Here is a 12,946-nt window from a genome sequence, read left to right as displayed (position 1 = left end):
TAAAAGTATAAAACAATGCTTGACACTAAAGTACAGGTATTGATGGCAATATTGCCTAATGATTAATACAGTGTTACAATAGCACTATCTAACACTGCATGACAAAAAGAGGAAAATCAAGAGAAAATAAAAGCATAGAAATACTGAGCATTGCCATTATGCCTGAAGGAAAAAGACTAAACATATATTTCACTGATGAAGATGATTTAAAGCTTTATGCAGAAATATCAACAGCAGCGAAAAACGAAAAACGCTCAATGAGCCAAATGGTAAAAATACTTGTCAGTGATGCCATAGCGAAGCGCCAACACCAAAAACAAAAAGAACTAGCATGACTACAGAACAAAGACTTGACCGCGTGGAAACTGAATTTGCTACCATTCGTCAACTACTGATCTCAGCCGCTACCTATGCTGAATCAGCTAATCGGCGGATTGATGAGCTAGGTATAAAACAAGACCGCACTCAAATCATGTTAGATGAGTTAGGTATAAAACAAGACCGCACTCAAATCATGTTAGATGAGTTAGGTGCAAAACAAGACCGTTCCCAAATCATGTTGGATGAGTTAGGTGCAAAACAAGACCGTTCCCAAATCATATTGGATGAGTTAGGCATAAAACAAGACCACACCCAAACACAACTTGACCAATTAGGAATACGGGTTGACCAATTATCAAGCAGAGTTGATGAGTTTATCTTTCATACTCAGCGCCTATTTAACAAAGCAGGTAGTGAGATAGAGGAAACAAAGGCAAGAACTGAAAGATTAGAAGCATTAATGTTAAAACTTGATCGAAACTATGAAGAGCAGAAATCACAGTTTCAGGAGTATCAATTGACAACTAATGCAGCATTGGAACGAATTGACCGAGTTTTAGACTATCTGTTGAGACAGTCAGGAAATTAAACAGCTTGGGTTTAGCATTGTGCTTTACCCCTGAATATAACTAATAATTAAAGATGAACATCTCTGATAGGAACATAAAATCATGCAACTTTATGGAAAAACTTACCGCACCCCCTAGCGCGTGAGAAATTCCGAACTGATGGTGTTGATTTATTTATTGAACAATACGGTTCTTTAATTAATGCTTCCAAAGCTGGACAAACCGATTTAAAAGATGCTTTAAATACTCATCTTGAACGCATTGAACCAAATGATAATGGGTTAGCAATTAAACTTTATCCTTTTACTTATTCTCACGAAGAAGATAACCCTCGTATTGTGGTTATTGATCCCCGTATTGCTTTTGGTCGCCTTGTAATTGCTGATACCTGAATTTCCACCAGTGTTTTAGTAGCACGCTATCAAGCAGGTGATTCAATTGATGATCTGGCTGATGATTATGGCTGCGATCGCCTGATAATAGAAGAAGCTATTCGTTGTGAATTACCTGCTGCTGCATGATACCACCTCAATCAATTACATTTTTTATAGATAGATGCTTAGGTAAAAAATCTATTCCCGAAACACTACAAGTAAATTCACAGAATCAAACCGGATTCCTAGATCGTGATGGCAAAATTAGCTTGTGGAAAGACAGTCAAGAGTTATTAACAGAGTTAAAGAGTTTTGATGAATCTATCTGAGTCTTGACGGAGAAAAATCCCACATAGCCTATCCCAACCTTGGACGAATCCCATAATTTCTATATTGCCAATAATCCCGCAAAATCCGGTCATGATCAAAACACAAATTATCAGGAACACACCAAGGTGAGAAAATACCCAACCCCTTAGCATCATCACCCGCTAAAGGTTCACCTGTAGCAGTTGCTAAAAACACAATACTAATTGTATGCTGACGTGGATCTCGACTGGGATTAGAATACACTAATAACTGTTCGATTAATTCTACTTTTAAACCTATTTCTTCCTCTGCTTCCCTAATTGCTGCCTTTTCTACTGATTCACCATAATCAACAAAACCACCGGGTAAGGCCCAACCTAAAGGTTCATTATGTCTTTCAATCAGGATAATGGGGCGATGAGGTCTATCAATTAATTCAATAATGATATCAACGGTGGGGGCAGGATTTCTGTAAGTCATACAATTTTGGATTTTGGATTGTGTATGAAATAGATCCCCGACTTCTTGAAGAAGTCGGGGATCTCAATTAATCTTCTCATTTCTTCATGAATTACAACGGTCAAGACTAACTATGCCATGATAAATTCTATGCGTATCCTATAAACAATTACGTTTTCCTATATTTCAGGTTAAATATGCCTTTTCCTAGATCAAGTGGTATTCTACTACATCCTAGTTCTTTCCCCAGTCGCTTTGGTATTGGGGATTTGGGTTTGGAAGCTTATCGGTTTATTGATTTTCTCAAAGATAGTCAGCAGCAATATTGGCAAGTTTTACCTCTAGGACCGACCGGTTACGGTAATTCTCCCTATATGTGCTACTCCGCAATGGCGGGAAATTACTTTTTGATTAGTCCTGAAAAGTTGCTAGAGGAGGGCTTGTTAATTGCCGAAGATTTGGCTGATTTACCAGATTTTCCTGTAGATAAGGTAGATTTTAACGAAGTTATTCCTGTTAAGGTCAATCTCCTCATTAAAGCTTGTGAGGATTTTAAAACTAAAGCAAATTCCACTCAAAAACAAGCGTTTGCTAAGTTTTGTGCTGATAAAGGCTATTGGTTAAATAATTATGCGTTATTTATGGCACTTAAAGATGCCCAAGATGGTGAAAGCTGGTACAATTGGGAACCGGAATTAGCCAAACGCGAACCAGCAGCTTTAGCTGAGATGGAAAAAGATTTAGCAGAGGAGATTTTCTATTACAAGTTTGTTCAATATGAGTTCTTCCGGCAGTGGTCAGAACTGAAAAACTATGCTAATGACAATGGGATAGAGATTATTGGGGATATTCCCATTTATGTAGCCCATGATAGTGCTGATGTGTGGGCTAATCCTGAGATTTTTGCTTTAGATGCAGAAACGGGAGAAGTGGCTTTAATGGCGGGAGTTCCACCCGACTACTTTAGCGCTACCGGTCAATTATGGGGAAATCCGGTTTATAACTGGGAAGAATTGCAAAAACAAGATTTTAAATGGTGGATATTGCGCTTTGAGGTGATGCTGGATTATGTGGATATAATTCGCATTGATCATTTCCGGGGTTTTGAGGCTTATTGGGCTGTTCCCCAAGGAGAAACGACTGCTATGAATGGCGAATGGATTGAAGCACCTGGAGTGGCTTTATTTGAGGCAATTAGAGAGCGTTTGGGTAAGTTACCTGTTTTGGCTGAGGATTTGGGGATTATTACGCCAGAAGTGGAAGCGCTGCGAGATCAGTTTGAGTTTCCAGGTATGAAGGTATTACAGTTTGCTTTTGGTTCTGATCCCGGTAATCCTTTTTTACCGTTTAACTACACTCGTAATGCTGTGGTTTATACAGGTACTCACGACAATGATACGACTGTAGGCTGGTTTAATGCTGCGAATGATTACGAAAAGCAAAATTTATTGTTGTATTTGGGTTGTATCAGTCCAGATGGTATACACTGGGATTTAATTAGGTTAGCTTTGAGTTCTATTGCTAATCAAGCGATTATACCTTTGCAGGATGTATTAGGCTTGGGAACCCAAGCCCGGATGAATTTTCCCAGTACGGCGGAGGGAAATTGGGAGTGGCGTTACCAATCGGGGGTATTAACGCCAAATTTAAGCGATCGCTTAAAAACTCTCACTCTCCGTTGCGGACGCGCTCGTAGGGAAGAATAGGTGACAGGTGACAGGGAACAGGTGACAGGGAACAGGTGACAGGGAACAGGTGACAGGGAACAGGGAACAGGTGACAGGGAACAGGTGACAGGGAACAGGTGACAGGGAACAGGTGACAGACCACTGACAACTAACAACTAACAACTATAAGTTTGGTTTAGCAGCAATGTTGATTTCTTGAGCTTTACCAAGTTCTCCCATTTCCTTTGCTTTTTGCTGGTTCACACTCATTAACACACCACCAGCATTATCAGTTTTTACTGTCAGTTGCTCAGTGGCGTTCCAGGTGCGGCTAGAACCTTGTGGTAAAACTCCCTCAAAAGCTGTTTTACCATCTGTAACCACGCTAATCCAAGATGAAGCTTTTAAGGTGACACCAATTTGTACGGATTGATCCCCTTTTTTGCTGATAAATGTATTATTAGCCGTTTCTTTCCCTGCCAATTGGGTTACAGTTTTTGGTTGAATTTGGCGATTGTTTGCTTGAAAAGTGGAATTATTCAACAACTGGGATAAACCGTTAACAGAGCAGAAAATCAGCCCAATATACAGCAGATAAAGATGAACAGGACGTAATTGAGGAACAGCTTGTACTTTCCAATTGGATTGAACACTTACTGATTGAGAACCAATGGGGAAATGACTGGCAAATTCCCTACCCTGAAGTCCTAAAGCGTCTGCAAACTGTCTAATTAGGCCTTGAATATAGATGGGTTCTGGTAAGTCGCTTAAACTACCTTTTTCGATGGCTTGTAAAAGTCGTCGAGGAATTCTCGTGAATACGACTAACTCATCTAGAGTTAAACCCTGTTCCTGCCGTAGGGAAGCTAGTTGAGAGCCAAGTTGCCCTAACTTTTCGGCTTGATGTTCCTTGATAGAAGGTTTGACTGACTGTTCACCCTTCTTTCTGAACCATTTCATGTTTTTCTTTTACTCCTTAACTCGGCTTTGTCTTAATAGGTGTGCGAATTATCTGCTTATTTAAAAAACTAATTTCATCCTGACTCAGATGACGGTATTTACCAGATGGTAAGAATGCTGTTGTTGATGTTTTTAATTGAATTGAACCAATGGCCGTGCGATGTAGCTTAATAACTGGATATCCCAACTGTTCGGCTATACGACGAATTTGCCGATTTCTTCCTTCCTGTAAAACTATCTCTAAACAGCTTTGAGCAATATAATTTTCAATCAAATGCACCTGAGCAGGTCTTGTGATTCTTCCTTCCAGAACTATGCCCTGACTCCAATTTTCGAGAACTTTGGCTGGAGGATGTCCTTGAACTACAACACGGTAGGTCTTGGCAATACTATGACTGGGATGGGTAAGTCCATAGGTCAATTCTCCATCATTGGTTAAAATCAATGCTCCTGTCGAGTCTACATCTAAACGGCCAACCGGGTGAATACCCCATCCGGTTCTTAATTCTGACGGGAGAAGATCCAAAACCGTTGGTCTTCCTTGGGGATCATGGCAGGTGGAGACAATTCCTGCTGGTTTATGCAGTAATAAATACATTTTGGATGGGCGCTGTTCTCCTAGTACAGGTTGACCATCTATAGAGATTTTATCTTGGTGAGGATCGACTTTTTGTCCTAAATGTGCTAATACCCCATTCACACATACTCGTGATTGCCTAATCATTTCTTCAGCTTCACGTCGTGAGGCGATACCCCATTGAGCGAGAATTTTTTGTAACCGGGCCTCCATGTTTAAATTGTGATTTTTTCGCTGAATATTTTTATACTGCTAATGTTTGCATTTTGTTGTTAACAAACTTCCATGTTAAAGTTAAGGTTTGTTTAAAATACTCAAGTTTTGAGCATATTTACATTGATATAACCGTCGAAAAATGACAGAACCAAGTTCCCCAAACACAAATAACAGCAAAGTCAGGATTATTACAAAAGTTTTAACATCAGCGATTAAGCTTTGGTTAAAAAGCCAGTTAAATCAAGTATCTCATTTAGAGGTACAGATTACAGCAAGCGATCGCCAATTGTTGTCTGGCTGTATTCCTGGACTATCAATTTCTGCTAGTCATGGAGTGTATCAAGGTCTTCATGTTACACAAATTGAACTTCAGGCAGAAAAGATCCAACTGAATGTGGCTGCAATTTTGAAAGGACAACCTTTACAATTATCAGCAATAGTACCTGTAGTTGGTAAGCTAATAATCACTGAACATGATCTTAATAATTCTCTGTCATCTCCATTATTATTGACGGCTATAAATGATTTACTGTTTCCACTATTAGCAGAATATCGCCTAAATTCCCAGGACATCTCTTGGCGAGAAATTACCCTTGACAATCAGGTATTGATTCTGAATGGTATCCCCGCCTCTGAGATGGAAGGGGCATTTTTCAATATTTATTTAGGGCTAGAACTACTCAATGGTCAAGAACTGCAATTAACGCAAGTTCAGGTCAAGACTGATCAGGGGGTGCTTTGGGACAGGAATGCTCCTTATATTATAAATCTGGGAACAGATGTTGATATTGCCAAAATTTCTCTGACACCAGAACAACTTAGTTGCTATGGACGTATTAATCTTAACCCATAACCATTAAAAAATCAAAGTTCAATATTCCCTAAATTTGGCGGAAATTATCTAGCTATTGTGGGTGATATGGGCAATTGGAGACGATATCTTCTCTTAGGTACTATTACAGCGTTTTTTCTAATAAAGGTAAAAGCAATGTGATAAAATAATACACTAGAGGAGCAGTAAAAATATAGCTATCAGTCCGATCTAAAATCCCTCCATGACCAGGGATCAATTGTCCTGAATCCTTGACACCAGCATCACGTTTGAGCAAAGATTCTGTCAAGTCACCTAATAAACTAGCAATACCAATAATTAGACCTAACATAGCACCGGTGACAATCCAGTTGGGAAAAAGAAGAAAGTAAGCGCCGATAATGGCCACAGTTAAACTAGCAATTACTCCGAAGACTGCACCTTCTACGGTTTTTTTGGGACTAATATTTGATAACCGAGTTTTGCCAAAGAATTTACCAATAATATAAGCGCCAATATCAGCAGCCCAAATACATAAAAATGCGAGGGTAGTTGCTGTTAAGCCTGTTGGCAAGGAGATAAAATTGCCTTGTCCAATATCTTGCCAGTTGGATGGCCAATAACCGCCTAAAGGCAGGTTGCTGGTAATAGTGTGACCAACTCCTCGTAAGCGTACCCAGTAACTTGGTAAGTAACCGACATAAAATAAGCCCATGATAGAGGCGGAAATATCGGCAATGGTGGCTAATTTGGGTTGAAATAGCAGATAAAAACAAATAAGTGTGCCGGCTATTGGCATAATGGCATCAGCCAAACTACTATCAAGGGTAGAAATTGCCAATAATACCTGACTGACAAACATGGTTGTTTTGACTGCGGGTGTGATCCCTCTAGAGCGGACTAAATTAAAATATTCTTGTTGTCCTAAAAATACGACAAGAGCGATCGCTATCGTAAAATACCAACCCCCCAATAGGGTGGCAGATAGCGCCATGATAATCGCAATAATTCCACTAATAATTCGAGACCAGGGCATAGGATAATATTTGGGATTTTAGATTTTGGATTTTGGATTCCACCCAAAACCGAAAACCGAACGAATTTAATCTAGTTTTTCACCACTGAGAATGAAAATAGGATCGGCTGCGACAAAGGTTTGAGAATAGCCTCGTGTTTCTAAGCGATTTACTGCTGACTGGACAACTTCAATATTCCTAACTCTTAACTGAGAAAAGCTTTGAGAAATAGTATACAGATTTTCTAGGTTAGCAGCAGTGGCGACCACACGCCCAGACATTGGTAAATACTGCCATGCAGCTTGGACAATTTCCTTGATGGCTTTTCCTCCCTCAATGCAGATGCGATCAGGTGCTAACTTGATTTGGTCTAAGCATTCTGGGGCGCTACCTTCAATGACTTCAACGTTTTTGACTTGAAAGCGATCGCAGTTGCGTTTAATGAGGTTAGCCACATCCTCGTCTCTTTCGATAGCAATTACCCGTCCTTGGGGACACAATAAACCTACCTCTATAGGAATTGTACCTGTTCCTGCGCCAATATCCCACAATACCGAATCAGCTTGTAGTCGTAATTGGGAAATCAACAACAATCTTAATTCTCGCTGACTTAGCGGAATACCTGGTAAATTCTCAAATAATTCATCGGGGATACCAGGGGTAATATAAGGCCAAAGTGGGGAAGGCATAAGCAATTAAAAATTAACAATTAAAATTTAACAACTGGAAATAGGGACGATAAATTTGTATTGATACTGACAAGTGACATCAGGAAACTACAATGATGAACAGGGAAATATTAGCTAATCGCTACGCAGTTCAACAACAGCTAGGCAAAAAAGCCGGCAGAAGAACTTTCCTCGCTACTGATTTAGTAACTGGAAAATCGGTAATTGTCAAGTTACTTGCTTTTAGTAGTGATTTTGAATGGGATGATCTCAAATTATTTGAGAGAGAAGCCCAAACCTTAAAGTCTTTATCACATTCTCAGATTCCTGCCTACTTAGACTATTTTGAAGTAAATTCCTCTAAAGATCAAGGATTTGCCCTTGTCCAAACTTATATCCCCGCCCAAACTCTAGAACAATATTTACAAACTGGGAGGAAATTTACAGAAATTGAAATTAAAGAAGTCGCTTCATCAGTTTTAGAGATTCTTATATATTTACATGATTTAAATCCACCAGTTATCCATCGTGATCTTAAGCCTAGCAATATTTTATTAGGAGAGCGATCGGGCAATAGTATTGGCACAGTTTATTTAATAGATTTTGGTTCAGTCCAAACCGTCCTAGCAGCAGAAGCAGGGACAAGAACCATTGTCGGGACTTATGGTTATATGCCACAGGAACAGTTTGGAGGGCGGACTGTTCCCGCTTCTGACCTTTATAGTTTAGGATGCACAATAATTTATTTAGTGACAGGAACTCACCCAGCGGATTTACCCCAAAAGGATTTTCACATTCAATTTCAGCAAGTTGCTAATCTTAGTCCTAGTTTTGCTAACTGGTTAGAGTTGATGACAGAACCTATTTTAGAAAAACGATTTAGTTCTGCGCGTCAAGCTTTATCCAGGTTGCAAAATAATTTTTCAGAAGCAATTATGCCATTAGAATCTAAACGAGGTGATTGGTATTGGGATCAAAATAATTGGATTTCCAAACAACAGCAGCAAGATAAACCAGCAGGTAGTAAAGTTAAACTTACAAAAAATGAAGATGCTTTAGACATTATTATTCCTCCTGTAGGCTTTCAATCCTCAATGGTGTTTATAGGGTTTTTTGCTACATTTTGGAATTCATTTATCTTAGTTTGGACTATTGGCGCTCTTTCTGCACCTTTTCCCGCTAATATACCCTTTGCTTTGTTCTCCCTACCTTTTTGGGGCGTAGGTTTTTCGCTGATTTACAGTATAGTATACGGCTTGTTTGGCGGTGTCAGCATCCATATAGATCAGCAACAAATTTCTTTTAATCACCAGTTAGGGAAATGGAAAATTCCTCGTCGTCGTTCAGCTTCTAGGAAAAGTATTAATAAACTTGTTTATACACCCCAATATTTTACTAAAGACTCAGATGGAGATAAAACTCAAGTACCTGCAAAATTGGTAATTTGGGCAGGGGTAGAAAAATTTGAGTTTGGTGTTAATAAATTTACTATTAAATCCGAAGCAGAATTAGAATGGTTAGCGAGAGAATTGAGTCAGTGGTTAGATATGCCAATTAGGACGGAATAAATTCTCTAGTTAATTACATTGAGTCAAAAAGGAAAATCATCATGTTTGGATTAGGATGGCCGGAAATAGTGATAATTACCATAGTTACAATTTTGATTTTTGGACCGAAGAAAATTCCTGAATTGGGAGGAGTCTTAGGAAAAAGTCTCAAGAATTTCCAGGAAGGGATGAAAAAATCTGATAAAGATGATCATTCAGACAAGGAAAACTTAGATTAGGCAAAATAACGAGAAATAATTTAGATCCCAGACTTTACCAAAAAATCGGGGATCTTTGTAATCAACAGAAAAAAACTGAAAATTTTGAAGTTTCTAAATGTCTTCTGGATTAATTCCTAAATCTCGTAATTTTTGGGCTAGTCTTTCGGCTTTTAATCTTTCTTGTTGTGCAAACTCTTCTGGAGTTGGTAATCTTTGTCCTTGTTGATCATACCAATATAACCATTCTCGCGTTCGTCCTAAATATGTACCCCGTTCTCTTCCTAATGCTAAACCTAATTCTGGCATCCATAATGTGCTATTAGGCTGAAGAACATATTCACCATTTTCTAATTTATAAATTTCTAAAGGTTGACGTTTGCGGCGATATTGACGAGTAGGTACATAAATTGCATAATATAAAATCCCTAATTTCGCATAATCAATTTTCTTTTTTTCATACTCACCATTGTAAGTTTTAGAAACTACTTCTAAAGCGAAAATAGGCGGAATATTATCTTCTTCCCACAATACATAACTTAATCGTCCTTCTTCTCCAATAAAGCGTTCTACTCCCAAACTCAAAAATCCATCGGGAACTAATGCTGGTTGACTTGGTGCGGAGTAAATACCCATATCCACACCAAAAAACCAATCATTACGGTTATTCCAAAATAAAGCTAAAATCGCTTCTAATAAATTGGGAATCAGGTTTTGTAGTTCGTTATCCACTGGGGTATCATCAGAGTCAAGAAGTTCGGTGGAAGATGGCAGACATTCACGCAAGTGGTAATTTACCATAATAGTCTTCACCATAATTGTGTAAATCTATTGTATCGCCAAAATCTTTAATAATATACCTGTGTTATTATAGTCTATAAAAGTTTTTGGGAGTTTCACCCATGAATAATCTTAATGTCGTCACTTTACCCGATAATTTATACAAAGAACTACAAAGGTTAACTGAAGCTGAAAATGATTCCATAGAATCTCAAGTAGTGGTGCTATTACAGAACGCTTTGCAGACAAAAACACAGCAAAAAGAAGCACAACGTCGTGAAAATGTGCTAAAAGTTCTGGAGGAAAGCCGTTTGCGTCGTGAACAACTTCCTACTGATATTGAATGTTATTTGCAACTTGGCGCGAAATTGCCCTTGATGAATTATTGCTGTAATGCTTTCCTTGTTCATATTTGTCAGAATCAGGATATCCAGGATTTGAGGATGTACAGGATTGAATTTTTCAAAAGCTGTTATATATGGGCGACACAGATTCCCACTATATTATGATATGTCAATATTGATATTTTGTCAAGTGTTTTTTAGGGAAAAAGTTTGTTTGAATGAGGATTTTTTCTGGAGTTTGATTTTGAGGATATGAGAATTTTTGGATGTTATATAAATGATGATGTAACTGATTTTTAAAAGATGTGATAAGTAGGTAAACGGAAAAATTTAAAGGTATGTGAAGGAAAGTAAATAGGGCTGAAACCCTCTTTCCTCCTGCTCCCTGCCTTACCCCAACGACAATTTTTAACGCCCACCTACTTAGTTCATCAAATAAAAATCCTGTAAATCCTCGAATTCTGGGTATCCTGATTTGTGACAATTGCATATTAAGGCAGGCAAGATGCCCACCCCACAAGATGATAGAATTATCTAAACTACAGCTTTTTCCAAAATCAACTTAGAACGCTTCATTTTTTCAGGAATAGCCACAGGATAATCACCAGTAAAACAAGCTGAACAAAAACTATTAGTATCTTCTCTGGTGGTTTCTAACATTCCTTCCCAACTTAAATAAGCGAGACTATCAACTTGTAATTGCTTGGCTATTTCTTCGACTGATTTTGTCGCCGCAATTAATTGATCTTGGGTATCGGTATCAATACCATAGAAACAAGGATGGGTGACAGGGGGAGAAGAAATTCTCATGTGGACTTCGGCTACACCGGCATCACGCAAGGCTTGTACGAGTTTGCGGCTAGTAGTTCCCCGGACAATCGAATCATCAATAATTACAACTCGCTTACCGAATAAGACATCTTTGAGGGGGTTAAGTTTCATTTTAATCCCTGACTCGCGCATGGCTTGGGTAGGCTGAATAAAGGTGCGGCCGACGTAGCGATTTTTAATCAATCCCTCACCGTAAGCTATACCAGAGGCTTGGGAAAAGCCAATAGCGGCAGGGATACCAGAATCAGGGACACCGAAGACTAAATCGGCTTCTACGGGGGATTCGGCGGCCATTTTCCGTCCTAACCGCATTCGATAACTGTATAAGGTTTCGTCGTGCATAAGACTATCAGGACGGGCAAAGTAGATCATTTCAAAGATACAAAGTTTGCGTTCTGATTTTTGATGCCATTTAAATGATTCTAAGCCGGTTTCGGTGATCCAAACTAATTCCCCTGGTTGGACATCACGCAGATATTCTGCACCGATGATATCTAAACCGCAGGTTTCAGAAGCGAGAACGTACCGTAGAGGTTGACTATCTAATGTGCCAATTACCAAGGGACGAATGCCATTAGGATCACGGACTCCCATGATCCCTTCTGGTGTGCCAATGGTGAGGCTAAATGCGCCTTCGCAACGATGAAAGGCGCTCATAGCTCCTGTTACCCAGTCTGCACCGGCGTTGACTTCTTGAGCGATCGCATAAGCAATCATTTCTGAGTCAGTTGTTGTTACTAAGTTAAACTTATCTTTGAGTAACTCTTCCCGCAGTTTTACGGTATTGACTAAATTACCATTATGTGCTAGTGCCAATAAACCCAACCGAGTTTCTACTACAGCGGGTTGGGCGTTAACTTTGCGACTAGAACCGGTGGTGGAATAGCGATTATGACCAACTGCCAAATTTCCGGGTAATTGATCTAAGATGGTTTCATTGAAGACTTGAGACACCAATCCCATATCTTTGTGCTGGTGAACGTGGGGACCATCAAAGGTAGCAATCCCAGCAGATTCTTGACCCCGATGCTGGAGAGCATACAATCCAAAGTAGGTCAATTTAGCAACGTCTTGTTCTGGGGCGTAAATGCCAAACACACCACAAGCTTCTTCTGGCTTGTCAGGGCGGTTTTCATGACTGTTGATTGAGTTGTTGGCAATTTGGGGATATTCATCCGAATTTATGGGAATCATGCTGGTATTGATCCTGGTGAGGTTTCGAGTCAGTGGGAATTGGGCAGGTGGGCAGGGGGCAGGGGGCAGGGTGCAGGGTGCAGGG

15 protein-coding genes are annotated in these 12,946 nt (G+C 39.4%); 8 read left to right on the top strand and 7 right to left on the bottom strand.

What is annotated here, in order from left to right; translation table 11 throughout:
- Positions 1-98: 98 nt before the first annotated feature.
- From IQ226_RS19440 to IQ226_RS19430, 3 genes are all read left to right on the top strand, one after another.
- Positions 99-335, top strand: a complete 237-nt coding sequence (locus IQ226_RS19440) for a hypothetical protein (RefSeq protein ID WP_193898099.1) — start codon at positions 99-101, stop codon at positions 333-335.
- A complete protein-coding gene (locus IQ226_RS19435; RefSeq protein ID WP_193898097.1) occupies positions 332-910 on the top strand; it encodes a 6-aminohexanoate hydrolase in 579 nt (192 codons plus the stop codon). Before IQ226_RS19440 ends, IQ226_RS19435 begins: the two co-directional genes overlap by 4 nt.
- A gap of 497 nt (positions 911-1,407) precedes the next feature.
- On the top strand, positions 1,408-1,593 hold the full coding sequence (locus IQ226_RS19430) for a hypothetical protein (protein ID WP_193898095.1): 186 nt from the start codon (positions 1,408-1,410) through the stop codon (positions 1,591-1,593).
- Between the two features lie 28 nt (positions 1,594-1,621).
- On the opposite strand, the gene IQ226_RS19425 is transcribed toward IQ226_RS19430, so the two are convergent.
- Positions 1,622-2,053, bottom strand: coding sequence for an NUDIX hydrolase (locus tag IQ226_RS19425; protein ID WP_193898093.1), 432 nt, complete (start codon positions 2,051-2,053; stop codon positions 1,622-1,624).
- A 176-nt stretch (positions 2,054-2,229) separates the two neighbouring features.
- Between IQ226_RS19425 and malQ the strand changes: the two genes are divergently transcribed.
- On the top strand, positions 2,230-3,738 hold the full coding sequence (gene malQ / locus IQ226_RS19420; protein WP_193898091.1) for a 4-alpha-glucanotransferase: 1,509 nt from the start codon (positions 2,230-2,232) through the stop codon (positions 3,736-3,738).
- 144 nt (positions 3,739-3,882) lie between these two features.
- Here the strand turns inward: malQ and IQ226_RS19415 are convergent, their stop codons facing one another.
- Together IQ226_RS19415 and IQ226_RS19410 are read right to left on the bottom strand one after the other, a co-directional pair.
- Complete coding sequence (locus IQ226_RS19415; RefSeq protein WP_193898089.1) at positions 3,883-4,659, bottom strand: RodZ domain-containing protein; 777 nt, start codon at positions 4,657-4,659, stop codon at positions 3,883-3,885.
- Between the two features lie 16 nt (positions 4,660-4,675).
- On the bottom strand, positions 4,676-5,449 hold the full coding sequence (locus IQ226_RS19410; RefSeq protein WP_193898087.1) for a pseudouridine synthase: 774 nt from the start codon (positions 5,447-5,449) through the stop codon (positions 4,676-4,678).
- Positions 5,450-5,591: 142 nt separating this feature from the next.
- On the opposite strand from IQ226_RS19410, the gene IQ226_RS19405 reads away from it, so the two are divergent.
- Positions 5,592-6,305 (top strand): DUF2993 domain-containing protein, encoded by a 714-nt coding sequence (locus IQ226_RS19405; RefSeq protein ID WP_193898085.1) that lies wholly within the window; start codon positions 5,592-5,594, stop codon positions 6,303-6,305.
- A gap of 103 nt (positions 6,306-6,408) precedes the next feature.
- Here IQ226_RS19405 and IQ226_RS19400 read toward each other — a convergent pair whose 3' ends face one another.
- Together IQ226_RS19400 and cbiT are read right to left on the bottom strand one after the other, a co-directional pair.
- Positions 6,409-7,299 (bottom strand): phosphatidate cytidylyltransferase, encoded by an 891-nt coding sequence (locus tag IQ226_RS19400; protein WP_193898083.1) that lies wholly within the window; start codon positions 7,297-7,299, stop codon positions 6,409-6,411.
- Positions 7,300-7,365: 66 nt separating this feature from the next.
- Positions 7,366-7,968, bottom strand: a complete 603-nt coding sequence (gene cbiT / locus IQ226_RS19395; RefSeq protein WP_193898081.1) for a precorrin-6Y C5,15-methyltransferase subunit CbiT — start codon at positions 7,966-7,968, stop codon at positions 7,366-7,368.
- Between the two features lie 95 nt (positions 7,969-8,063).
- Here cbiT and IQ226_RS19390 point away from each other — a divergent pair, with 95 nt between their 5' ends.
- Together IQ226_RS19390 and tatA are read left to right on the top strand one after the other, a co-directional pair.
- Positions 8,064-9,515: a serine/threonine-protein kinase gene (locus IQ226_RS19390; protein ID WP_193898133.1), complete on the top strand. Its 1,452-nt coding sequence runs from the start codon at positions 8,064-8,066 to the stop codon at positions 9,513-9,515.
- A gap of 41 nt (positions 9,516-9,556) precedes the next feature.
- Positions 9,557-9,733 carry a twin-arginine translocase TatA/TatE family subunit gene (gene tatA / locus IQ226_RS19385; protein WP_193898079.1) on the top strand — a complete coding sequence of 59 codons (177 nt, stop codon included), beginning with the start codon at positions 9,557-9,559 and terminating at the stop codon, positions 9,731-9,733.
- Between the two features lie 93 nt (positions 9,734-9,826).
- On the opposite strand, the gene IQ226_RS19380 is transcribed toward tatA, so the two are convergent.
- Complete coding sequence (locus tag IQ226_RS19380; protein ID WP_193898077.1) at positions 9,827-10,513, bottom strand: Uma2 family endonuclease; 687 nt, start codon at positions 10,511-10,513, stop codon at positions 9,827-9,829.
- Between the two features lie 101 nt (positions 10,514-10,614).
- On the opposite strand from IQ226_RS19380, the gene IQ226_RS25275 reads away from it, so the two are divergent.
- On the top strand, positions 10,615-11,001 hold the full coding sequence (locus IQ226_RS25275) for a hypothetical protein (protein WP_228039554.1): 387 nt from the start codon (positions 10,615-10,617) through the stop codon (positions 10,999-11,001).
- A 369-nt stretch (positions 11,002-11,370) separates the two neighbouring features.
- Here IQ226_RS25275 and purF read toward each other — a convergent pair whose 3' ends face one another.
- Positions 11,371-12,861, bottom strand: a complete 1,491-nt coding sequence (gene purF, locus IQ226_RS19370; protein ID WP_193898075.1) for an amidophosphoribosyltransferase — start codon at positions 12,859-12,861, stop codon at positions 11,371-11,373.
- Between the last annotated feature and the right edge of the window lie 85 nt (positions 12,862-12,946).

Source organism: Dolichospermum sp. LEGE 00240 (genome assembly GCF_015207875.1).
In the GTDB taxonomy this organism is placed as follows: domain Bacteria; phylum Cyanobacteriota; class Cyanobacteriia; order Cyanobacteriales; family Nostocaceae; genus Dolichospermum; species Dolichospermum gracile.
The sequence above is the reverse complement of the archived record's forward strand: the minus strand, read 5'-3'. Positions and strand labels throughout refer to the sequence as shown.